The 22,084-nt window shown below is 73.7% G+C and carries 17 protein-coding genes; 12 read left to right on the top strand and 5 right to left on the bottom strand.

Features of this window, described 5'->3' with window-relative positions; all coding sequences use genetic code 11:
- Window positions 1–87 precede the first annotated feature (87 nt).
- Window positions 88–1,065, top strand: a complete 978-nt coding sequence (gene speB / locus ABZ135_RS08060) for an agmatinase (protein ID WP_356692977.1) — start codon at window positions 88–90, stop codon at window positions 1,063–1,065.
- Window positions 1,066–1,277: 212 nt separating this feature from the next.
- Window positions 1,278–2,966, top strand: a complete 1,689-nt coding sequence (locus tag ABZ135_RS08065) for a thiamine pyrophosphate-binding protein (RefSeq protein WP_356692979.1) — start codon at window positions 1,278–1,280, stop codon at window positions 2,964–2,966.
- A 104-nt stretch (window positions 2,967–3,070) separates the two neighbouring features.
- Here the strand turns inward: ABZ135_RS08065 and ABZ135_RS08070 are convergent, their stop codons facing one another.
- Window positions 3,071–3,445 (bottom strand): hypothetical protein, encoded by a 375-nt coding sequence (locus ABZ135_RS08070; protein WP_356692981.1) that lies wholly within the window; start codon window positions 3,443–3,445, stop codon window positions 3,071–3,073.
- 150 nt (window positions 3,446–3,595) lie between these two features.
- Between ABZ135_RS08070 and ABZ135_RS08075 the strand changes: the two genes are divergently transcribed.
- From ABZ135_RS08075 to ABZ135_RS08090, 4 genes are all read left to right on the top strand, one after another.
- Complete coding sequence (locus tag ABZ135_RS08075) at window positions 3,596–7,447, top strand: ABC transporter ATP-binding protein (protein ID WP_356692983.1); 3,852 nt, start codon at window positions 3,596–3,598, stop codon at window positions 7,445–7,447.
- A 48-nt stretch (window positions 7,448–7,495) separates the two neighbouring features.
- On the top strand, window positions 7,496–7,876 hold the full coding sequence (locus ABZ135_RS08080) for a hypothetical protein (protein WP_356692985.1): 381 nt from the start codon (window positions 7,496–7,498) through the stop codon (window positions 7,874–7,876).
- 45 nt (window positions 7,877–7,921) lie between these two features.
- A complete protein-coding gene (locus ABZ135_RS08085; protein WP_356692987.1) occupies window positions 7,922–8,356 on the top strand; it encodes a hypothetical protein in 435 nt (144 codons plus the stop codon).
- Window positions 8,357–8,539: 183 nt separating this feature from the next.
- Window positions 8,540–10,003, top strand: coding sequence for an aminopeptidase (locus ABZ135_RS08090; protein ID WP_356692989.1), 1,464 nt, complete (start codon window positions 8,540–8,542; stop codon window positions 10,001–10,003).
- 144 nt (window positions 10,004–10,147) lie between these two features.
- Here the strand turns inward: ABZ135_RS08090 and ABZ135_RS08095 are convergent, their stop codons facing one another.
- The gene (locus ABZ135_RS08095; protein WP_356692991.1) at window positions 10,148–11,971 is read right to left on the bottom strand and encodes a glycoside hydrolase family 3 protein; all 1,824 of its coding nucleotides are present in this window, start codon (window positions 11,969–11,971) and stop codon (window positions 10,148–10,150) included.
- 92 nt (window positions 11,972–12,063) lie between these two features.
- Entirely contained in the window at window positions 12,064–12,975 is a 912-nt protein-coding gene (locus ABZ135_RS08100) for a LysR substrate-binding domain-containing protein (RefSeq protein WP_356692993.1), read from the bottom strand.
- Window positions 12,976–13,065: 90 nt separating this feature from the next.
- Between ABZ135_RS08100 and ABZ135_RS08105 the strand changes: the two genes are divergently transcribed.
- Window positions 13,066–14,031 carry an EamA family transporter gene (locus ABZ135_RS08105; protein WP_356692995.1) on the top strand — a complete coding sequence of 322 codons (966 nt, stop codon included), beginning with the start codon at window positions 13,066–13,068 and terminating at the stop codon, window positions 14,029–14,031.
- A gap of 52 nt (window positions 14,032–14,083) precedes the next feature.
- Complete coding sequence (locus ABZ135_RS08110; RefSeq protein WP_356692997.1) at window positions 14,084–14,647, top strand: AAA family ATPase; 564 nt, start codon at window positions 14,084–14,086, stop codon at window positions 14,645–14,647.
- A 60-nt stretch (window positions 14,648–14,707) separates the two neighbouring features.
- Here the strand turns inward: ABZ135_RS08110 and ABZ135_RS08115 are convergent, their stop codons facing one another.
- Complete coding sequence (locus ABZ135_RS08115) at window positions 14,708–15,763, bottom strand: LacI family DNA-binding transcriptional regulator (RefSeq protein WP_356692999.1); 1,056 nt, start codon at window positions 15,761–15,763, stop codon at window positions 14,708–14,710.
- A gap of 128 nt (window positions 15,764–15,891) precedes the next feature.
- On the opposite strand from ABZ135_RS08115, the gene ABZ135_RS08120 reads away from it, so the two are divergent.
- From ABZ135_RS08120 to ABZ135_RS08130, 3 genes are read left to right on the top strand one after another with little or no spacing between them, the layout of a single operon-like run.
- Complete coding sequence (locus ABZ135_RS08120) at window positions 15,892–17,049, top strand: Gfo/Idh/MocA family oxidoreductase (RefSeq protein ID WP_356693001.1); 1,158 nt, start codon at window positions 15,892–15,894, stop codon at window positions 17,047–17,049.
- Window positions 17,046–18,251 (top strand): dihydrodipicolinate synthase family protein, encoded by a 1,206-nt coding sequence (locus ABZ135_RS08125; RefSeq protein ID WP_356693003.1) that lies wholly within the window; start codon window positions 17,046–17,048, stop codon window positions 18,249–18,251. The genes ABZ135_RS08120 and ABZ135_RS08125 overlap by 4 nt, the downstream gene beginning before the upstream one ends.
- A 26-nt stretch (window positions 18,252–18,277) precedes the next feature.
- Window positions 18,278–19,051 (top strand): sugar phosphate isomerase/epimerase family protein, encoded by a 774-nt coding sequence (locus tag ABZ135_RS08130; protein ID WP_356693099.1) that lies wholly within the window; start codon window positions 18,278–18,280, stop codon window positions 19,049–19,051.
- 125 nt (window positions 19,052–19,176) lie between these two features.
- Here ABZ135_RS08130 and ABZ135_RS08135 read toward each other — a convergent pair whose 3' ends face one another.
- The gene (locus ABZ135_RS08135; RefSeq protein WP_356693005.1) at window positions 19,177–19,626 is read right to left on the bottom strand and encodes a hypothetical protein; all 450 of its coding nucleotides are present in this window, start codon (window positions 19,624–19,626) and stop codon (window positions 19,177–19,179) included.
- Between the two features lie 198 nt (window positions 19,627–19,824).
- Here ABZ135_RS08135 and ABZ135_RS08140 point away from each other — a divergent pair, with 198 nt between their 5' ends.
- Window positions 19,825–22,050 (top strand): ATP-dependent RecD-like DNA helicase, encoded by a 2,226-nt coding sequence (locus ABZ135_RS08140; RefSeq protein ID WP_356693007.1) that lies wholly within the window; start codon window positions 19,825–19,827, stop codon window positions 22,048–22,050.
- The last annotated feature ends 34 nt before the right edge of the window (window positions 22,051–22,084 follow it).

Here is a 22,084-nt window from a genome sequence, read left to right on the forward strand (position 1 = left end):
GAGGAAACGTACACTTCAGTGCCGCTCTCCGGCCACCTACTGTCGTGGCATCAAGGCAGAACATCCCAGTCCCAGGAGGACCCGACCATGAGCAGCAGCGACCAGAACGCCTTCCGCGGGCCGATCGACTCGTCCCGCATCCCGCGGTACGCCGGTCCCGCGACGTTCGCCCGGCTGCCGCGGCTCGACGAGGTCGGCACCGCCGACGTCGCCGTGGTCGGCGTCCCCTTCGACAGCGGCGTCTCCTACCGCCCCGGCGCCCGCTTCGGCGGCAACGCCATCCGCGAGGCGTCGCGTCTGCTGCGCCCGTACAACCCGGCCCAGGACGCCTCCCCCTTCGCCCTCGCGCAGGTCGCCGACGCCGGTGACATCGCCGCCAACCCGTTCAACATCAACGAGGCCGTCGAGACCGTCGAGGCCGCCGCCGACGACCTGCTCGCCACCGGCGCCCGCATGATGACCCTGGGCGGCGACCACACCATCGCCCTGCCGCTGCTGCGCTCCGTCGCGAAGAAGCACGGCCCGGTCGCCCTGCTCCACTTCGACGCCCACCTCGACACGTGGGACACCTATTTCGGTGCCGAGTACACCCACGGCACCCCGTTCCGCCGGGCCGTCGAGGAGGGCATCCTCGACACCGAGGCGCTGTCGCACGTCGGCACGCGCGGCCCGCTCTACGGCAAGCAGGACCTGACCGACGACGAGAAGATGGGCTTCGGCATCGTCACGTCGGCGGACATCTACCGCCGCGGCGCCGACGAGGTCGCCGACCAGTTGCGCCAGCGCATCGGCGACCGCCCGCTCTACATCTCCATCGACATCGACTGCCTCGACCCGGCCCACGCCCCCGGCACCGGCACCCCCGAGGCCGGCGGCATGACCTCCCGCGAGCTCCTGGAGATCCTGCGCGGCCTGTCCTCCTGCAACCTGGTCTCCGCCGACGTCGTGGAGGTGGCCCCCGCCTACGACCACGCCGAGATCACCGCGGTCGCCGCCTCCCACACGGCGTACGAGCTGACCACGATCATGTCCCGCCAGATCGCCGCCCAGCGCGCGGCGCAGTAAGGCGAGGGCAGACCGGCCCGCCGGGGGTCCCGAGCGGAGCCCCGGCGACCGGGGAGGGGTCGGGCTCACCGAGCCCGACCCCTCCCCGCGCAGCCGGACCGGCCCGACCCCGCCCGGGCCCGCCGCTCCGTACGCGCGATACTCGTGGCCGGAACGCCCCGGCCGCGCCCGTTGCCGGGCCGGGACCGACGTACACGTCTCGAGGGACTCCCATGACGCACGATCACGACCTCGTCCTGCGGCCCACCGCCGCGCAGACGGCCGCCGCGCTGGATCCGCCCGCCGGGCGGCACGGCGGGGATCTCGTCGTCGAGACGCTCGCCGGGCTCGGCGCGTCCACCGTGTTCGGGCTGCCCGGGCAGCACGCGCTCGGCATGTTCGACGCGCTGCGCCGGTCCTCGCTGCGGTACGTCGGCCTGCGCATGGAGAACAACGCGGGCTTCGCCGCCGACGCGTACGGCCGGATCACCGGCGAGGCCGCCCCGCTGCTGCTCTCGACCGGCCCCGGCGCGCTCATGTCGCTCGCCGCGCTCCAGGAGGCCGCCGCCGCCTCCGCGCCCGTGCTCGCCATCGGCAGCCAGGTCCCCGTCGCCGGGCTCGGCGGCGGCCGCCACGGCTATCTGCACGAGCTGCGCGACCAGCAGGCGTCGTTCCGGGACGTCGTGAAGTCCGTCCACACCGTCCGTACGCAGTCCCAGATCCCGTCCGCGCTCGCGGCGGCCTGGAAGTCGGCGCTCACCGCCCCGCACGGGCCCGTCTGGGTCGAGATCCCGCAGGACGTGCTGCTCGCGGAGACGACCCTGCCGGTCGTCACGGCGATGGACGCGACCCCGGACGAGATCGTGCCCCGCCCCGAACTGACCGCCGTCGCCGCCGACCTGCTCGCGAAGGCGGCCCGGCCCGCGATCATCGCGGGCGGCGGAGTCGTACGCTCCGACGCCTCCGGCAAGCTCCTCGCCCTCGCCGAGCGGATCAACGCCCCCGTCGTCACCACCTTCGGCGGCAAGGGCGCCTTCCCCTGGACGCACCCGCTCTCCCTCCAGTCCTGGCTGGAGGACCGGCACACCACCGACTTCCTGGAGGACGCCGACGTCCTCCTCGTCGTCGGCTCCGGCCTCGGCGAGCTGTCCTCGAACTACCACACCTTCGCCCCGCGCGGCCGGATCATCCAGATCGAGGCCGACGCCGGGAAGCTGGAGTCCAACCACCCCGCGCTCGGCATCCACGCCGACGCCCGGCTCGCCCTCCAGGCCCTCCTGGAGACCGTGGACGAGCGCCCGGACGACACCGCCCCCGCCCGGGTCCGTACCGTCCTTGCCAAGGTCGCCGACCGGATCGCCGCCCAGGACCTCGGCCTGGAGCAGCGGGTCGTCGCCGCCGTGCGGAAGGCGCTGCCGAACCGGGCCCCGAGCTTCTGGGACATGACGATCCTGTCCTATTGGGCCTGGTCCGCCTTCGACGCCCGGCACCCCAACACCATGCACTCCGCGCAGGGCGCCGGCGGCCTCGGCTACGCCTTCCCCGCCGCCCTCGGCGCGGCGGCCGCCGACCCGGGCCACCCGGTCCTCGCGGTCTCCGGCGACGGCGGCGCGATGTACTCGCTCGCGGAGCTGGCGACGGCCCAGCAGTACGGGCTCGACGTGACCTGGCTGATCGTCGACGACGGCGGCTACGGCATCCTCCGCGAGTACATGACGGACGCCTTCGGCGAGCCCGCCGCCGGCGCCACCGAGCTGTCCCGCCCGGACTTCGTCGCCCTCGCCGAGTCCTTCGGCGTCCCGGCCGCCCTCACCACCCCCGACACCCTCGCCGAGGACCTCTCCACCGCCCTGGCCACCCCGGGCCCCTCGGTCGTGGTCCTCCCGGCCCTGCTGCGGATGTTCGAGCCGACGCACCTCTGACCCGGGCCGTGCCGACCGTGCCCGGCCCCCGAGAGGCCGGGCACGGGTGCGTCCCGGCGGCCGTACGGCTGAGCCCGCCGGCTCGGCGGGCTCAGCCCGCGAGCTCAGCCCGCCAGCTCCGCCCACGCCTTCCGGTACGCGGCCACCCGGGCCTCGTACCCCTGCCGGAACTCTTCCGCCGCGCTCTGCCCCAGCCCGTGCAGCGGCATGCGCTCCGGGCGTATCAGCCTCCCGATGTCGGCGAACACCGCCGCGGCGGCCTCGGCGGTGCTCCCGCCCTTCTGCCGCGCGGTGAACACATGCCCGCCGACGCCCCGCAGACGGTCCTCGAAGACGCTCCGCGGCATGTACGCCGTCCGCCGCACCTGCTGCTCCGGCACCGCGGCGATCCTTCCGGTCACGGCGATGCCCTCCAGCACCAGCAGCGCCGCGTACAGCTCACCCCAGGCGTACGGCCTGCCTTCCTCGACCCGCGACACGGACCACCCCTTCCCCTCCGCTCGCCCGCGGCCGCCCGACGGCGGCCGTCTGATTCCTACCCACCGCGCCGCCGATTGTTGCGGCGGGATGAAATCGCACGTCGGGCGTGTTGGGCCTTCCGGTAGAGCAGGATCGACGGGAGGCGCCACGTGGCGGCGGTGGGGCAGGAAGAACAGACCAAGAGCGCCCGGCAGGGGTGGGCGCGCAGGCTGTGGGCGTACGCTTGGCGGTATCGGACGGACGTCGTGCTCGCGCTCGGCTCGTCCCTCGCCGGCATGGCCGTCCTCGCGCTCGTCCCCCTCATCACCAAGGTGATCATCGACGACGTCATCGGGGCCGGGACCCGGTCGCTCACCGTCTGGACCGGCCTCCTCATCGGCGCCGCCGTCCTCGTCTACGTCCTCACCTACATCCGCCGCTATTACGGCGGCCGTCTCGCCCTCGACGTCCAGCGGGACCTCCGCGACGACATGTACGCCACCATCGTGCGGCTCGACGGGCGGCGGCAGGACGAGCTGTCCACCGGGCAGGTCGTCGGGCGCGCCACCAGCGACCTCCAGCTCATCCAGGGCCTGCTGTTCATGCTCCCGATGACGATCGGGAACGTCCTGCTCTTCCTCATCTCGCTGGCCGTGATGGCCTGGCTGTCGATCCCGCTCACCCTCGTCGCCCTCGCCGTCGCCCCCGCCCTCTGGTACATCGCCAAGCTCAGCCGCACCCGCCTCCACCCTGCCACCTGGGCCGCCCAGCAGGAGGCCGCCGCCGTCGCCGGCGTCGTCGACGGGGCCGTGACCGGTGTCCGGGTCGTCAAGGGCTTCGGGCAGGAGGGGCAGGAGACCGGCAAGATCCGCGCCGCGGGCCGCCGCCTCTTCGCCGCCCGGCTGCGCACCATCCGGCTGAACGCGCTCTACACCCCCGCCCTCCAGGCCGTGCCCGCCCTGGGCCAGGTCGCCGTCCTCGCCCTCGGCGGCTGGCTCGCCTACCGGGGCCAGATCTCGCTGGGCACCTTCGTCGCCTTCTCCTCCTACCTGGCCTCGCTCGTCGGCCCGGTCCGCATGCTCGCGATGGTCCTCACCGTCGGCCAGCAGGCCCGCGCCGGCGTCGAGCGGGTCGTCGAGCTGATCGACACCGAGCCGGCGATCAAGGACGGCACGAAGGTGCTGCCGGCCGACGCGCCCGCCACCGTCGAGTTCGACGACGTCTCCTTCGCGTACGGGGACACCGGGCGCGACGGGGACACCGGGCCCGAAGGGGACTCCGGGGGCAGCGGCACCCGGCCCGTCCTCGACGGCTTCTCGCTGGAGATCCGGGCCGGCGAGACCGTCGCCGTCGTCGGCGCCTCCGGCTCGGGCAAGTCCACCGTCTCGCTGCTGCTTCCCCGCTTCTACGACGTGACCCGCGGCGCCGTCCTCGTCGGCGGCCACGACGTGCGCGAGCTGACTCTGGAGTCGCTGCGGGCCGCGATCGGCCTCGTCCCCGAGGACTCCTTCCTCTTCTCCGACACCGTCCGCGCCAACATCGCGTACGGCGTCCCCGACGCGACCGACGAGCAGATCGAGGCCGCCGCACGCGCCGCCCAGGCGGACCGTTTCATCGCCGAGCTGCCCGAGGGCTACGACACCAAGGTCGGCGAGCACGGCCTCACCCTCTCCGGCGGTCAGCGCCAGCGCATCGCCCTCGCCCGCGCGATCCTCACCGACCCGAGGCTGCTCGTCCTCGACGACGCCACCTCCGCCGTCGACGCCCGGGTCGAGCACGAGATCCACGAGGCCCTGAAGGCCGTGATGGCGGGCCGCACCACGCTGCTCATCGCCCACCGCCGCTCCACCCTCGGCCTCGCCGACCGCATCGCCGTCCTCGACGGCGGCCGGCTCGCCGACCTCGGCACCCACGAGGAGCTCCAGGAGCGCTCCGCGCTCTACCGGCAGCTCCTCACCGACCCCGACGAACTCGGCGGCGTCTCGCCCGGTCACACCCCGGCCGGCGCGGCCGAGGAGACGGACCAGGAGGACCGCGCCCTGCGGGCCGAGCTGGACGCCGAGTTCGACGCCGAGCGGGGCATCACCCCCGCCCTGTGGGTGCGCGAAGGCCGCCCGGACGGCGACGACCGCACGACCCGGGCCGCCGGGGCCACCCCCGAGCTGCTCGCGGCCGTCGAGGCGCTGCCGCCGGCCGACGGCACCCCGGACGTCGACGAGACCCGGGCCGTCGAGCCCGAGGAGACCTACGGGCTGCGCCGGCTGCTGCGCGGCTTCGGGCTGCCGCTCCTGGTCAGCCTCGGCCTGGTCGCCCTCGACGCCGGCGCCGGACTGTTCCTGCCCGTGCTGATCCGGCACGGCATCGACGAGGGCGTGAACCAGCTCGCCATCGGTGCCGTCTGGGCCGCCTCCCTGCTCGCCCTCGGCACCGTCGTCGTGCAGTGGGCCGCGCAGACCGCCGAGATCCGCATGACCGGACGCACCGGCGAGCGGGTCCTCTACGCGCTGCGCCTGAAGATCTTCGCCCAGCTCCAGCGGCTCGGCCTCGACTACTACGAGCGCGAGCTCACCGGCCGGATCATGACCCGGATGACGACGGACGTCGACGCCCTGTCGACCTTCCTCCAGACCGGTCTGGTCACCGCGTTCGTCTCCGTCGTCACCTTCTTCGGGATCATGGTGGCGCTGCTGGTGCTCGACCTCCAGCTCGCCCTGGTCGTCTTCGCGACCCTGCCGGTCCTCGCGATCGCGACCTACTTCTTCCGTCGCTCCAGCGTGAAGGCGTACGAGCTGGCCCGGGAGCGGATCAGCGTCGTCAACGGAGACCTCCAGGAGTCGGTCGCCGGACTGCGGATCGTGCAGGCATTCGGCCGGGAGCGATCGGGCGCCGAGCGCTTCGCCGAGCGCGGTGCCGCCTACCGGGACGCGCGCGTGCGCGGCCAGTGGCTGATCTCCGTCTACTTCCCCTTCGTGACGCTGCTGTCCTCGGTGGCGGCCGCCGCCGTGATGATCGTGGGCGCGAACCGGATCCAGGCGGGCACCCTCACCACCGGCGCCCTCGTCGCCTACCTTCTCTACATCGACCTCTTCTTCGCCCCGGTCCAGCAGCTCTCCCAGGTCTTCGACGGCTACCAGCAGGCCGCGGTCTCGCTGAAGCGGATGCAGGAGCTCCTCCAGGAGCCGACGTCCACCGCCCCCGCGGCCGCCCCGCTCGACGTGCCCTCGCTGCGCGGCGAGATCGCCTTCGAGAACGTCTCCTTCGGCTACGGCTCCGCCGACGGCGGCGAGGAGGCCCTGTCGGACATCGACCTGCGCATCCCGGCCGGGCAGACCGTGGCCTTCGTCGGCGAGACCGGCGCCGGCAAGTCGACGCTGGTCAAGCTGGTCGCCCGGTTCTACGACCCGACGGGCGGCCGGGTCACCGCGGACGGCACCGACCTGCGCGAGCTCGACCTCACCGCGTACCGCCACCGCCTCGGCGTCGTGCCGCAGGAGGCGTATCTCTTCCCCGGGACGGTCCGCGACGCCATCGCGTACGGGCGTCCCGACGCCACCGACGCGGAGGTGGAGGCCGCGGCCCGCGCGGTCGGCGCCCACGACATGATCGCCACCCTCGACGGCGGCTACCTCCACGAGGTCGCCGAGCGCGGCCGGAACCTGTCGGCGGGCCAGCGCCAGCTCATCGCCCTCGCCCGCGCCGAGCTGGTCGACCCCGACGTGCTGCTGCTGGACGAGGCCACCGCCGCCCTCGACCTGGCCACCGAGGCCCAGGTCAACGCGGCCACCGACCGCCTGGCCGGCCGCCGCACCACCCTGGTCGTGGCCCACCGCCTCACCACGGCCGCCCGCGCCGACCGGGTGATCGTCATGGACCACGGCCGGATCGCCGAGGACGGCACCCACGACGAACTGCTCGCCCGCGGCGGCCGCTACGCGGAGCTGTGGCGCACCTTCGTCGGCGAGTCCACCGACCGGGCCGACCGGCCTGCCGAGGAGGAACGGGCGGGCGCGGAGGCGATCTGAGTACGGCAGCTCATGCCGGGCGGCGGCGGGGCCGGTTCAATCGTTCCCATGAGCGACGAACTGCCGGCACCCGCCGCCCCTCCCACCCCTCCCGCCCCCGCACCCTCCGACGCGCGCCGGCTGCGCGTCCGTGCCCTATGGACCGGCCTCGGCCTGATTCCGGCGACCTTCCTGGTCGTGGTCCTCGCGCTCGCCTCCGAGAGCGGCACGCGCTGCGTGATGCAGGGCACCTGCGGCGACGTCCCCGGTTGGCTGACCGTGCTCTCCCTCGCCGTCGCGGCCGCCGCCTGGATCACGGCCCTGTGCACCCCGAGCGGCGCCCCGCCCGCCCCGGTCCGCACGGCGGCCTTCTGGATCATGGTCGGCGCCGAGGCGACCTTCCTCACCCTGGTCCTCGCCCACTTCACCGGGGGCGCCCCCGCGGGCTAGCCACCGCCGGCCGGCAACCGAATCCGCCCCGGCCGCGTCGTAAACATGTACGGCTGGAGCAGGGGAGGGGTGCGTGTGTTCGGTGGGGTTGCGGTGACGGCCGTCCGCAGGCTGTCCGCGTACGTGCTCGCCCTGGCCCTCGGCGCCGGTGTCCTGGTCCTGGCCGGACCGGGCGCGGGAAGCGCCGACGCCGCCTCCGTCTGCAACGGGCGCCCCACCCGCACCATCGGCTTCGCCACCGGAGAGCTGCGGCTCTACCGGACCCGGCAGTACGTGTGCGCGCTCGCCGTGACCAAGCGGCCGGGTCCCCGGCAGGCGATGTCGGTCTCGCTCCAGCCGCGCGGCGGGCGGGCCGCCGTCAACTCCGGCCGGTTCACGCGCCAGGCCGGGCCCGTGACCGTACACGCCCTCAACCGCTGTGTCCGGGCCTCCGCCTCCGTCGCCGGCCGCGGCACCTCCACCGGCTGGGTCCTGTGCTGAGACGCCCTGGGCCGGGACGTCCGGGCCGGGACGTCCGGGCCGGGACGTCCGTGCCGGGACCGACGGCGCCCGGATCCGTAGGCGATCCTGTGCACATCCATAGGTAAGTCCCCATCAGGTCTGGCGGCCCGCACATCGATCCCGCTAGGTTCGCGACACCGTTGTGAACCAAGGGGAGGGTGCATGCGCAAGTCGCTCAGATGGCTGCTGTCGCTGTCGGTGCTCATAGGCACCGTCGGGTCGACCGGTGTGGCTACCGCCGTGGAACCGGAGTCCGGCAGCACGTCCTTCGCCGACTCGCAGAGCGCGGACACGCAGGCCGCGGACATCAAGGACCGCATCCTGGCGATACCCGGGATGAGCCTGATCGAGGAGAAGCCGTACGCCGGCTACCGCTTCTTCGTCCTGGAGTACGAGCAGCCGGTCGACCACCACCGCCCGTGGGCGGGCACGTTCAAGCAGCGGATCTCGATCCTCCACAAGGACACGGACCGCCCCACCGTCTTCCGCACCAGCGGTTACGGGCTGAGCACCACGCCGAGCCGCAGCGAACCGACCCGGATCGTCGACGGCAACCAGGTCTCCATGGAGTACCGGTTCTTCACGCCGTCCCGGCCGCAGCCCGCCGACTGGTCGAAGCTGGACATCTGGCAGGCCGCCAGCGACCAGCACCGCATCTTCACCGCCCTCAAGGCGGTCTACGGCAAGAAGTGGCTCTCCACCGGCGCCTCCAAGGGCGGCATGACGGCCACCTACTACGAGCGCTTCTACCCGAAGGACATGGACGGCGTCGTCGCCTATGTGGCGCCCAACGACGTGGTCGAGCGGGAGGACTCGGCCTACGACCGGTTCTTCGAGAACGTCGGCACCAAGGAGTGCCGCGACCGGCTGAACGCCATGCAGCGCGAGGCCCTGGTCCGCCGCGAGCCGCTGCAGAAGAAGTTCGAGGACTGGGCGAAGACCGAGGGATACACCTTCAACACGCTCGGCTCGACCGACAAGGCGTACGAGGCCGTCGTCCTCGACTTCGTCTGGGGCTTCTGGCAGTACCACGGCGAGGACGTCTGCGACCAGGTCCCGGCCGCCGCCACCGCGAGCGACGACACCGTCTACGAGACGATCGACGCCTACGCCGGCTGGTCCGCCTACACCGACCAGGGCCTGGAGTACTACACCCCGTACTACTACCAGGCGGCCACCGAGCTCGGCTCGCCCAGCATCCGGCAGCCGCACCTCGACGGCCTGAGCCGCTACGGCTACCAGCCCGCCCGCAACTTCGTGCCGCGCGAGATCCCGATGAAGTTCAAGCCGTGGGTCATGCGCGACGTGGACGACTGGGTCCGCAAGAACGCCAACCGGATGCTCTTCGTCTACGGCGCCCACGACCCGTGGGGCGCCGAGCCGTTCCGGCTCGGCAAGGGCGCCCGTGACAGCTACGTCTACTACGCGCCGGGCGCCAACCACGGCGCCAACGTGGCCGGTCTCGTCGAGGCCGAGAAGGCGAAGGCCACCGCCCGCATCCTCGCCTGGGCCGGGGTCGACGCCCCGGCGGTGCAGGCGGCGCAGCCGCTGGCCCGCTTCGACGCCCGCCTCGACCGCCCGGTCGACGAGGAGGCCACCCGGGAGCACGGCCTGCGCCGCCCGTAGGCCGTTCCGGCGCCGCCCGTAGGCCGTTCCGGGGCCGCCCGGAGGCCGCCCGGTTCCGCCCGTACGACGACACGAGCCGGCGTCCCGTCCTTCCGACGGGGCGCCGGCTCCGCGCTCTTCCTCCGCGCTCTTCCTCGGCGGTCGTTACGCGTACGACAGGCCGTGGCCCACCGGGAAGAGCACCTTCGACGGGTCGTCGGCGCTCTGCACGGGGACGGGAAGCCGCCCGCGCGGCTCGGCCTGCCCGGCCAGCACCCGTACCGCCGCGCGCAGTTCGACGTCCGTCCAGGAGTAGGCCGCGAGCGTGGCCCGCTGCCCCCGGATCCGGGCCACGTCGTACGGGTTGCGGATCGCGATCGTCACCACGGGCACCCCGGTCGCGACGAGCCGGGCGACGAGGGTGCGCTGGGGGCTGGTCGCCGTGACGTTGTAGGTGCCGACGACGACCAGGTCCTGACCGGCCGCGGCCGCCACCGCCTCCTCGATCCGCGCGGCGGTCGGGGTGATCCCGGTGGACAGGGCCCGTGCGGTGAAGCCCAGTTCGGTGAGCGCGCCGGCCAGGGTGGTGGTCGGCGGCCCGGTGGTGCCGGACGGCGAGGCCGGGTCGGCGCCGACGACCAGGACCTTGGGGTGGCTGCGCCGGCTGACCGGCAGGAAGCCGCCCTCGTTGACCAGGAGGGTCGTGGTCCGCTCGGCGATCCGGTCGGCGTGCGCGAGGTGGGCCGCGGTGCCGACCGTCCGGTCGACCTCGGCGTGGGAGACGTACGGGTCCTTGAAGAGGCCCAGCCTCGCCTTGAGCCGCAGGATCCGCAGGATCGATTCGTCGAGCCGTTCCTCGGTCAGCTCGCCGTCCTTGACGGCCCGCAGGACCGCGTTCCAGGCGACCGACAGGTTCGGCGGGTTGAGAAGCTGGTCCACGCCCGCCTTCAGCGCGAGGACCGGGACGCGCTCGTCGCCGTACTTCGTCCGTACGCCCTCCATGCCGAGCGAGTCGGTGACCACCACGCCGTCGTAGCCGAGCTCTTCGCGGAGGATGCCGGTGAGGATCGGGCGGGACAGGGTCGCCGGGTCTCCGCTCGGGTCGAGCGCGGGTACGACGATGTGCGCGGTCATGATCGAGTCGATGCCGGCGGCGATCGCCGCGCGGAACGGCGGGGCGTCGAGCGCGTCCCACTGCGCGCGGGTGTGGGTGATGGTCGGCAGCCCGTAGTGGCTGTCGACGGCCGTGTCGCCGTGCCCGGGGAAGTGCTTGGAGGTCGCCGCGACCCCCGCCCGCTGATAGCCCTTGACCTGCGCGGCCACCAGGGCGGCGACGGCCTCGGGCTCGGAGCCGTAGGAGCGGACGCCGATCACCGGGTTGGCCGGGTTGACGTTGACGTCGGCCACCGGGGCGTAGTTCTGCCTTATGCCGACGGCCGCGAGCTCGGCGCCCGCGATCTGCGCCGCCTTGCGGGCGTCGGCGTGCGAGCCCCCGGCGCCGAGCGCCATCGCGCCGGGCAGCAGGGTGGCCGGCTCGCCGACCCGGCAGACGATGCCGTGCTCCTGGTCGGTGGAGATCAGCAGCGGGATCGGGGTGGCCTGGGCGAGGCCGGCCCGCTGGATGCCGTTGGACAGGTCCGCGATCTGGTGCGGGTCGCGGGTGTTGTGCGCCCAGGCGAAGTAGATGATGCCGCCGACGTGGTAACGCTCGATCAGCTCCGCGGCGGTGCGGACACCGATCTCCTTGAGGTTGGCGTCGACGTCGGCCTGGTCGGGGGCGGTGGCGGAGTGGCCGTAGACCCGCATGACGAAGAGCTGGCCGACCTTCTCCTCCAGGGACATCCGGGAGAGGAGGGCGCGCAGCTTGTCGTCCTGGCTGTCCTCGGCCGCGTACGCCGGGGTGGTCACGCCCGTGACGGCGGCCGCCGTCACGGCCGCCGTCACCGTGAGAAGGGTGCGTCTGGAGGGGGATGGGGCGCGGTGGGGCACTGGTGCTCCTTCCGTGAAGGAAACTGCCAAGGTGCCACGGATAGCCGGAAAGTAACTGCCAGGTCAAGGATCGGCGCAAGAATCGCCGCCCGTCACCCGGTCGCCGCAACCTCCGGCCACCGCTCCTGGAGCGCGCGGACGGTCTCCGTGATCGCCGGCCGCCGCGCCGCCCCCGCGCGCCACACGGCCCGCAACCGCCGCCTCGGCACCGGGTCGAGCAGCAGCGGCACGACCTCGGGCGGCAGCGTCCCGCGCCCGAGCCGCGGTACGAGGGCGATGCCGAGGCCCGCCGCGACCAGGGCGACCTGGGTGTGGTTCTCCTCGGCCTGATGGGCGACCCGCGGCGCGTACCCGGCCGCCCGCAGCGTCCGGACCAGCCAGTCGTGGCACACCGTCCCCGGCGGCTGGATGATCCACCGCTCCTCGACCAGCTCCTCCCGGCGCACCGCCTCCCGCGCCGCGAGCCGATGGTCGCGTGGTACGAGGATGTCGCACAGGTCGTCCCCGATCACCGCCTGCTCCACGCCCGGCGGCACCGGCAGCGGGGCGATGTCCCAGTCGTGCGCCACCGCCAGGTCGAGCACGCCCCGCGCCACCAGGTCCACCGAGAGGTGCGGGTCCACCTCCGAGAGCCGGGTGTCGAGCGCGGGGTGACGGCGGGCCAGCTCCGCGAGCACCGGCGGCATCAGCCCGCGCGCCGCGCTCGGGAAGCAGCCGATCCGCAGCTTGCCCGCCGGCAGCCCGCGCCCCTCCTCCAGCCGCACCTCGGCCTCCTCGACCAGCGAGAGCAGCCGCTCGGCGGTCTCGGCCAGCCGCTGCGCCTCGTCGGTCAGCCGCACGCCGCGCCCGCTGCGTTCGAGCAGAATCGTGCGGGTCTCCCGCTCCAGCTTGGCGATCTGCTGGGAGACCGCCGAGGGGGTGTAGCCGAGGGCGGCGGCGGCGCCTCCGACCGTGCCGTGCACGGCGACGGCGTGCAGCGCCCGCAGACGTCCGAGATCCAGCATGCGTACGCTCCTCGATGTAGCGGTGCTTCATCCAACCATGAAGGAATCCGTGCTGGTCCTACATGGTCCCGGCGGGTGATCCTCGTGCCTATGCGCCCCGCCCACATCGCCCTCGCCGCTTCGGTCACCGCCCTCTGGGGCGTCAACTTCGTCGTCATCGAGATCGGCCTCGACCACTTCCCGCCGCTGCTCTTCTCCGCGCTCCGCTTCCTCGTCGCCGCCCTGCCCGCCGTGTTCTTCGTGGGCCGGCCCAAGGTGGCCTGGAAGTGGATCATCGGCGTCGGACTGGCCCTCGGCGTCGCCAAGTTCGGCCTGCTCTTCACCGGCATGAGCGTGGGCGCGCCGGCCGGCCTCTCCTCCCTGATCCTGCAGGTCCAGGCCGTGTTCACGGCGCTGTTCGCCTTCCTCGCGCTGGGCGAGCGGCCGGGGCGGGTCAAGCTGCTCGGCATGGCCGTCGCCCTCGTCGGCATCGGGGTCGCCGCCGTCGACGAGGGCGGGTCGAGCTCGCTGACCGGCTTCGTCCTGGTGATCGCGGCCGCCGTCGGCTGGGGCGTCTCCAACGTCCTCACCCGCAAGGCCGCTCCGCCCGACGCCCTCAACTTCATGGTGTGGGTCTGCACGGTGCCCGTCCTGCCCCTCCTCGGCCTCTCCCTGCTCCTGGAGGGCCCCGAGCGCGACCTGGCCGCCCTGCGTGCCCTCGACCCGGTGGGCGTCGGCGTCATCGTCTTCATCGCCTGGGTCGCCACCGTCCTGGGATTCGGCGCCTGGGGCTGGCTACTGCGCCGCTACCCGGCTTCCTCGGTGGCGCCGTTCTCGCTGCTCGTCCCGGTCTTCGGGATGTCGTCGGCGGCCCTCTTCCTGGGCGAGGACATCACCCCGCTGCGGTGGTGCGCGGCGGCGCTGCTGGTCGCGGGCGTGGCCCTGACGTCGCTGGCGCCGGCGCGGAGGGACGGAGCGGTGGTGGCCGGTGCGGTGCCGGCCGCGGAGGGAGCGGACCGCGTGGCGGCCGGGGCCGGGGCCGGGGCTGCGGCGGGCGAGCGCTCACCGGCGTCCTGAGGTACGGAGGAAACTCCGGCGGCTCCGGGGGCGCGTGACCTACGCTGCCGGGATGGAACTCGTACCGGTCGACGACCGTCCCCCGGCCCCCGGAGTCGTCCTTCTCAGCGGCATCCCCGGCAGCGGCAAGTCCACGGTCGCCGCCGCCCTGGCGGCCCGGTTCCCGGCCTCCGCGCACATCGAGGTCGACGAGCTCCAGAACCTCATCGTCCAGGGCGGCCACTGGCCGACCCCCGACGGCGACCCCGAGGCGGACCGTCAGATCTTCCTCCGCGCCCGCAACGCCGCCCTCCTCGCGGACAGCTTCGCCACGGCCGGCTTCCTCCCGGTCGTCGACGACGTGGTCGTCCGCCGCTCCCACCTCGGCTTCTACCGCTCCCAGGTGACGACCCACCCGCTCCACGTGGTCTTCCTGGCCCCCGGCCCCGACAAGGCATGGGAACGCAACAACGCCCGCCACAAGCGCCTGACGACGAACTGGTCCTTCCTGGACGAGGCCATGCGCGCCGAACTGCCGGACGAGGGCGTCTGGATCGACAACGCCGACCTGACGGTGGAGGAGACGGTGGACGCGGTCCTGAAGGCGACGGGCCTGACGGGGCGGCCGACCGCCTGACCCGGCACGGGAGCGGGCGAGCCCCCGTCCCGGACCACGCATTCCGGACGACGTCGCGCCCTACCCCCGCGGCCGCGCCGTCGACCCCCGGACGACCACCTCCGCCGGGACGGTCGTCAGGCCGCCCGGTGGGGTCGGCTCCGCGCCCAGGGCCAGGCGGCCGGCGCGGGCGCCCGCGTCGTGCAGCGGCAGGCGTACGGTCGTCAGGGCGGGCACCACGTCGACCGAGAACGGCAGGTCGTCGAAGCCCGCAACGGAGACGTCGCCCGGGATGCTCAGGCCCCGGTCGCGCAGGGCCGCGCACACGCCGAGCGCGACCGTGTCGTTGGCGGCGACCACGGCCGTCAGGCCGGGGTCGAGGCGCAGGAGTTCGACCGTCGCGTCGTAGCCGGACGCCCGGTCGTACGGACCGTGCACCGTGGGCCCCTCGGCCACCCCGGCCGCCCGCAGCGCCTCCCGGTGGCCCTCCAGGCGGTGCCGGGTCGTCGTGCGGTCCGCCGGGCCCGCCACGTAACCGATGCGCCGGTGCCCGAGCGACAGCAGGTGCTCGGCGAGCCGGCGCGCCCCGGCCCGGTTGTCGAAGGCGAGGGTGGCGGCGCCCACGTGCGCCGCGTCCGGGCCCAGCGGCGGCCGCCCGCACAGCACCACCCGGGTGCCCGCCTCGGCGAGCCGGGCCAGCTTGGCGGTCACCGCCGCCAGGTGCTCGGGGTCCTCCAGGGAGCCGCCGGTGAGGATCACGGCGGCGGCCCGCTGCCGCTGGAGCAGGGTCAGATAGGTGAGCTCCCGCTCGGGCGAGCCGCCCGTGTTGCAGACGACGGCCAGCTTCTCGCCCCCGGCGCGGCCCGTCCCGCTCTCGCCGATCGCGCTCTGCGCCGCCCCGGCCATGATCCCGAAGAAGGGGTCGGCGATGTCGTTGACGAGGATGCCGACCAGGTCGGAGGTGGCGGCGGCGAGCGAGCTCGCGGGGCCGTTGGGCACGTAGTCCAGTTCGTCGACCGCGCGCATGACCCGTTCCCGGGTCGCGGCGGCGACCGGGTAGTTGCCGTTGAGGACGCGGGAGACGGTCGCGGGGGAGACCCGTGCGCGTGCGGCCACGTCCGCCAGGGTGACGGTCATCGCGTGCGTACCTCCAGGGCCCTTGTCGGCGGTGATGTCGGCAGGCTAGCGTCATCCGCGATAGAAAGCGCTTTCCATCGTGCGCTCGACACCTGAGGCACGGCTCGCCGGGGAGAGGAAACACCTTCGTGACACGCAGAACGGTCCGCATCGCCATGAACGGCGTCACCGGACGCATGGGCTACCGCCAGCACCTCGTCCGCTCGATCCTCGCCCTGCGCGAGCAGGGCGGACTCGACCTCGGCAACGGCGAGACCCTCTGGCCCGAGCCGATCCTCGTCGGCCGCCGCGAGCCCGCCCTGCGCGCCCTCGCCGAGCGGCACGGGCTGACCGAGTGGTCCACCGACCTCGACGCCGTCCTCGCCGACGACTCCGTCGACGTCTACTTCGACGCCCAGGTCACCTCCGCCCGCGTCGACGCCCTCACCAAGGCCATCGCGGCGGGCAAGCACCTCTACACCGAGAAGCCCACCGCCGCCGACCTCGACGGCGCCCTCCGCCTCGCCCGCCTCGCCCGCGACGCCGGCATCCGCCACGGCGTCGTCCAGGACAAGCTCTTCCTCCCCGGCCTGCGCAAGCTCAAGCGGCTGATCGACGGCGGCTTCTTCGGCGAGATCCTGTCCGTGCGCGGCGAGTTCGGCTACTGGGTCTTCGAGGGCGACTGGCAGGAGGCCCAGCGGCCGAGCTGGAACTACCGCGCGGAGGACGGCGGCGGCATCGTCGTCGACATGTTCCCGCACTGGGAGTACGTGCTCCACGAGCTCTTCGGCCGGGTCACCTCCGTCACCGCGCACGTCGCCACCCACATCCCGCGCCGCTGGGACGAGCAGGGCAAGCCGTACGAGGCGACCGCCGACGACGCCGCGTACGGCATCTTCCAGTTGGAGGGCGGCGCCGTCGCCCAGATCAACTCCTCCTGGGCGGTCCGCGTCCACCGCGACGAACTCGTCGAGTTCCAGGTCGACGGCACGCACGGCTCCGCCGTAGCCGGCCTGCGCGGCTGCCGCGTCCAGCACCGTTCGGCCACCCCCAAGCCGGTCTGGAACCCCGACCTCCCGCTCGACGCCGGCGCGTCCTTCCGCGACCAGTGGCAGCAGGTCCCCGACAACGCCGACTTCGACAACGGCTTCAAAACCCAGTGGGAGCTCTTCCTGCGCCACGTCGTCCTCGGCGAGCCGTACCACTGGGACCTGCTCGCCGGCGCGCGCGGTGTCCAGCTCGCCGAACTGGGCCTGCGCTCGGCCGCCGAGGGCCGCCGCCTGGAGGTCCCGGAGGTGACCCTGTGATCCGGCTGCCGCAGGCGGGCGGGGGCGTACGGGAGTACCAGCCGCGCACCGAGCCCCTGGCCCTCACCACGAGCGGCCCCCTCACCTCCCGTACCGTCTTCTCCGCCGCGCACGTCGTCGCCGACCCGTACGCCGACACCACCCCCGACTCCCCGGCCGCCGTCGACTGGGACGCCACCCTCGCCTTCCGCCGCCACCTGTGGTCCCACGGCCTCGGCGTCGCCGAGGCGATGGACACCGCCCAGCGCGGCATGGGCCTCGACTGGGCGGGCGCCGCCGAGCTGATCCGGCGCAGCGCCGCGGAGGCGAAGGCGGTCGGCGGCCGGATCGCCTGCGGCGTCGGCACCGACCAGCTCCCCGCCGGCTCCGGCCGATCCGCCGCCGGCTCCGGCCGATCCGCCGGCGCCCCGGCCCTGAAGGAGATCCGCGCGGCGTACGAGGAACAGCTCGCCGTCGTCGAGGAGTCGGGCGCCCAGGCGATCCTGATGGCCTCGCGCGCGCTGGCCGCCGAGGCCACGGGCCCCGAGGACTACGCCGAGATCTACGGCCATCTGCTGCGGCAGGCGAGCGAGCCGGTGATCCTGCACTGGCTCGGCCCCATGTTCGACCCGGCGCTCGAAGGCTACTGGGGCTCGGCCGACCTCGACGCGGCCACCGACGTGTTCCTGGAGGTCATCGCCGCCCACCCCGACAAGGTCGACGGCATCAAGGTGTCCCTCCTCGACGCCGGCCGCGAGGTCGCCCTGCGCCGCCGCCTCCCCGAGGGCGTCCGCTGCTACACCGGCGACGACTTCCACTACCCGGAGCTGATCGCGGGCGACGAGCCCTCGGCGGGCGGGCGCTTCAGCCACGCGCTGCTGGGGATCTTCGACCCGCTGGGCCCGCTGGCCGCCGAGGGGGTCCGGGTGCTCGACACCGGCGACAGGGACGGCTTCCGGGCGCTCCTCGACCCGACGGTCGAGCTGTCCCGCCACCTCTTCCAGGCCCCGACCCGCTTCTACAAGACGGGCGTGGTCCTCCTCGCCTGGCTGGCCGGCCACCAGGACCACTTCGCGATGGTCGGCGGCCTCCAGTCCGCCCGCTCGCTCCCGCACCTCGCCCGGGCGTACGAACTGGCCGACGCCCTCGGCCTGTTCCCCGACCCCGCGCTCGCCGAGTCCCGGATGCGGTCCCTCCTCACGGTGTACGGAGTCCCCCGGTGAACCGCGACCGCTTCAGCGTCAACCAGATGACCGTGCGGCAGCTCCCGCTGCCCGAGCTCGTCGCCCACTGCGTCCGCCTCGGCGTCCGGGGCGTCGGCCTGTGGCGCGAACCGGTGCGGGAGTACGGGATCGAGGCCGCCGCCGCCCTCGTACGGGACGCGGAGCTGACCGTCACCACCCTGTGCCGGGGCGGCTTCTTCACGCGCGAGGGGTGGGAGGAGGACAACCGGGCGGCGATCGACGAGGCGGCGGCCCTCGGCACCGACACCCTCGTCCTCGTCTCCGGCGGCCTGCCGGCGGGCAGCCGCGACCTGCCCGCCGCCCGCGCCCTGATCGCCGACGCGATCGGCACGCTCGCCCCGTACGCGGGGGAGCGGGGCGTACGGCTCGCGATCGAGCCCCTCCACCCCATGTACGCCTCGGACCGCTGCGCCGTCTCCACCCTGGACCAGGCCCTGGAGATCGCCGAACGCTTCCCGGCCGAGCAGGTGGGCGTGGTCGTCGACACCTACCACCTGTGGTGGGACGAGCGCGCCCCCGCGGCGGTCGCCCGCGCCGGCGCCGCCGGCCGCATCCACTCCTTCCAGCTCGCCGACTGGACCACCCCGCTCCCGGCCGGAGTCCTCAACGGCCGGGGCCAGTTGGGCACGGGCGCGATCGACCTCGCGGCCTGGGCCGCCCTCGTCGAGAAGGCCGGCTACACCGGCCCGGTGGAGGTCGAGCTCTTCAACGACGCCCTGTGGGCCAGGGACGGCGCGGAGGTCCTGGAGGAGACCCTGGAGGCGTTCACGGCGGTCTGACCGCCTCGCCCCCGCCCCGGCCGCGCGGCGCCGTAGCGCCCGTACGGCCGGGGGGCAGGGGGCCGGGAGTGTGCGCGCGGCCCGGCACGGAGGGGTGCGGCCCTCAGGGGGCGGGCAAGCCCCTCCTAGCGCTTCCCGCCGCCCAGGATGTCCCCGAGCGCGCCGGCCTTTCCGCCCGCGGCCCGCTTGCCGATCACCGCGAGGACCACCGGGAGCAGGAGTTCGATCGTGCGGGTGACGGCCGGGGCCGGGAGGCCGGTCCTCCTCGCGACCGCGTCGGCCGCGGGCCTGGCCAGCTTGGCCAGGGCGCCGGCCATCAGGCCGCCGCCCACCAGTCCGCCGAGCGTGGCGACGCCCTCGAGCGGAAGCCCGGGCGCGGAGACCTCGTCGGCGCCGACCGGTTCCGCGGCGGCCGAGCGCAGCTCGTCGGAGAGCTCCGAGACCGAGCTGCCGACGAACCGCTGCGCCCCCTCGGCGTCGGTGCCGAGCAGGTCGGCGAGCTCCAGGAGCCGCTCTTCGCCGAGCTCGTTCAGGACCTCGTCCTGGAAGGAGGATTCCCGTGAGGTTTCGCTCATGCCGGAAACGCTACGACCTGCCCCTTTCGTCGGCATGCCGAGTGCGGGCGTGCGGGCGAGGCGGGAACCGCCCGGACCCCGGCGGCCGACCCGACCTCCTCGCCCCGTCGCCCACCGGACGTAGCGCACCGCCCGTTGTCCACAGGCCGTCGTCCACAGGGGCCGCGCGGTGTCCGAGCCCTTCGCTACGGTCGGATCATGTCCAATGAGGGTCGGGGTCTGGCGGTGGTCACTGGTGTCCTGGAGCGGATCACCTACGCCAACGAGGAGAACGGGTACACGGTCGCCCGCGTCGACACCGGCCGTGGCTCCGGCGACCTCCTCACGGTCGTCGGGTCGCTGCTCGGCGCCCAGCCCGGGGAGTCCCTGCGGATGGAGGGCCGCTGGGGCTCCCACCCGCAGTACGGGCGGCAGTTCACCGTGGAGAACTACACGACCGTCCTGCCCGCCACCGTCCAGGGCATCCGCCGTTATCTCGGCTCCGGCCTCATCAAGGGCATCGGCCCGCGCATAGCCGAGCGGATCGTCGACCACTTCGGGACGGACACCCTCGACGTCATCGAGACCGAGCCGGAGCGCCTCATCGAGGTGCCCGGGCTCGGCCCCAAGCGGACGAAGCTGATCGGCGCGGCCTGGGAGGAGCAGAAGGCGATCAAGGAGGTGATGGTCTTCCTCCAGGGCGTCGGCGTCTCCATCTCCATCGCCGTGCGGATCTACAAGAAGTACGGCGACTCCTCCATCTCCGTCGTGCGGAACCAGCCCTACCGCCTCGCCGCCGACGTCTGGGGCATCGGCTTCCTCACCGCCGACCGGATCGCCCAGGCCGTCGGCATCCCGCACGACAGCCCCGACCGGGTCAAGGCCGGCCTGCAGTACGCCCTGTCGCAGTCCACCGACCAGGGCCACTGCTTCCTGCCCGAGGAGCGGCTGATCGCCGACGCCGTGAAGCTGCTCCAGGTCGACACGGGACTCGTCATCGACTGCCTGGGCCTGCTCGCCGAGGACCCCGAGGGTGTCGTACGGGAGAAGGTGCCCGGGCCCGAGGGGCTGCCCGTCACGGCGGTGTACCTGGTGCCGTTCCACCGGGCCGAGCTGTCCCTCGCCGGACAGATCCGGCGCCTGCTCGGCGCGGAGGAGGACCGGATGCCGGCCTTCCGGGACGTGGCCTGGGACAAGGCGCTGGCCTGGCTCGCCGAGCGCACGGGGGCCTCGCTGGCGCCCGAGCAGGAGGAGGCCGTGCGCCTCGCCCTGACCCGCAAGGTCGCCGTGCTCACCGGCGGCCCCGGCTGCGGCAAGTCCTTCACCGTCCGGTCGATCGTCGAGCTGGCCCGGGCCAAGCGGGCCAAGGTGGTGCTCGCGGCGCCGACCGGCCGGGCCGCCAAGCGGCTGGCCGAGCTCACCGGCGCCGAGGCGTCCACCGTCCACCGCCTCCTGGAGCTGAAGCCCGGCGGCGACGCCGCCTACGACCGGGACCGGCCGCTCGACGCCGACCTGGTCGTGGTCGACGAGGCGTCCATGCTGGACCTGCTGCTCGCCAACAAGCTGGTCAAGGCCGTCGCGCCGGGCGCCCACCTGCTCCTGGTCGGGGACGTGGACCAACTGCCCTCGGTCGGCGCGGGCGAGGTCCTGGGCGATCTGCTCGCCCCGGACGGTCCGGTCCCCGCGGTCCGGCTCACCCGGATCTTCCGGCAGGCCCAGCAGTCCGGGGTGGTCACCAACGCGCACCGGATCAACGCCGGCGAGCCGCCCCTCACGACCGGTCTGCCGGACTTCTTCCTCTTCGCCGAGGAGGAGACCGAGGACGCCGCTCGGGTGGCCGTCGAGGTCGCGGCGCGACGGATTCCCGCCAAGTTCGGCCTCGACCCGCGCCGCGACGTCCAGGTCCTCGCCCCCATGCACCGGGGCCCGGCCGGTGCCGGCGCGCTCAACGGGCTGCTCCAGCAGGCGATCACCCCGGCCCGCCCCGACCTGCCGGAGAAGCGGTTCGGCGGCCGGGTCTTCCGCGTCGGCGACAAGGTCACCCAGATCCGCAACAACTACGAGAAGGGCGCCAACGGCGTCTTCAACGGCACCGTGGGCGTGGTGACCTCCCTGGACCCCGTCGAGCAGCGGCTCGTCGTGCGTACCGACGAGGACGAGGAGGTGCCGTACGACTTCGACGAGCTGGACGAGCTGGCCCACGCGTACGCCGTGACCATCCACCGCTCCCAGGGCAGCGAGTACCCGGCGGTGGTGATCCCGGTCACCATGAGCGCCTGGATGATGCTCCAGCGGAACCTGCTCTACACGGCCGTCACCCGCGCCCGGAAGCTCGTGGTCCTGGTCGGCTCCCGCCGCGCGATCGCCCAGGCGGTCCGTACGGTTTCGGCCGGTCGCCGCTTTACCGCACTCGCGTATCGGCTCACAGGGGGCACCGTCGTGTGAAAGATCACGGGGGACTTCCGGAACCGGGGCGAAG

The sequence above is a fragment of the Streptomyces sp. NPDC006339 genome (genome assembly GCF_040612775.1).
Taxonomy (GTDB): domain Bacteria; phylum Actinomycetota; class Actinomycetes; order Streptomycetales; family Streptomycetaceae; genus Streptomyces.

What these genes read in the sequence shown, in the direction of transcription:
- ABZ135_RS08115 (WP_356692999.1), bottom strand. Translation starts at nt 15,763, where the DNA reads ATGACCGTCACCCTGGCGGACGTGGCCGCACGCGCACGGGTCTCCCCC.
- ABZ135_RS08110 (WP_356692997.1), top strand. Translation starts at nt 14,084, where the DNA reads ATGGAACTCGTACCGGTCGACGACCGTCCCCCGGCCCCCGGAGTCGTC.
- ABZ135_RS08090 (WP_356692989.1), top strand. Translation starts at nt 8,540, where the DNA reads ATGCGCAAGTCGCTCAGATGGCTGCTGTCGCTGTCGGTGCTCATAGGC.
- ABZ135_RS08065 (WP_356692979.1), top strand. Translation starts at nt 1,278, where the DNA reads ATGACGCACGATCACGACCTCGTCCTGCGGCCCACCGCCGCGCAGACG.
- ABZ135_RS08100 (WP_356692993.1), bottom strand. Translation starts at nt 12,975, where the DNA reads ATGCTGGATCTCGGACGTCTGCGGGCGCTGCACGCCGTCGCCGTGCAC.
- ABZ135_RS08130 (WP_356693099.1), top strand. Translation starts at nt 18,278, where the DNA reads ATGACCGTGCGGCAGCTCCCGCTGCCCGAGCTCGTCGCCCACTGCGTC.
- ABZ135_RS08140 (WP_356693007.1), top strand. Translation starts at nt 19,825, where the DNA reads ATGTCCAATGAGGGTCGGGGTCTGGCGGTGGTCACTGGTGTCCTGGAG.
- ABZ135_RS08135 (WP_356693005.1), bottom strand. Translation starts at nt 19,626, where the DNA reads ATGAGCGAAACCTCACGGGAATCCTCCTTCCAGGACGAGGTCCTGAAC.
- speB (WP_356692977.1), top strand. Translation starts at nt 88, where the DNA reads ATGAGCAGCAGCGACCAGAACGCCTTCCGCGGGCCGATCGACTCGTCC.
- ABZ135_RS08085 (WP_356692987.1), top strand. Translation starts at nt 7,922, where the DNA reads ATGTACGGCTGGAGCAGGGGAGGGGTGCGTGTGTTCGGTGGGGTTGCG.
- ABZ135_RS08105 (WP_356692995.1), top strand. Translation starts at nt 13,066, where the DNA reads ATGCGCCCCGCCCACATCGCCCTCGCCGCTTCGGTCACCGCCCTCTGG.
- ABZ135_RS08080 (WP_356692985.1), top strand. Translation starts at nt 7,496, where the DNA reads ATGAGCGACGAACTGCCGGCACCCGCCGCCCCTCCCACCCCTCCCGCC.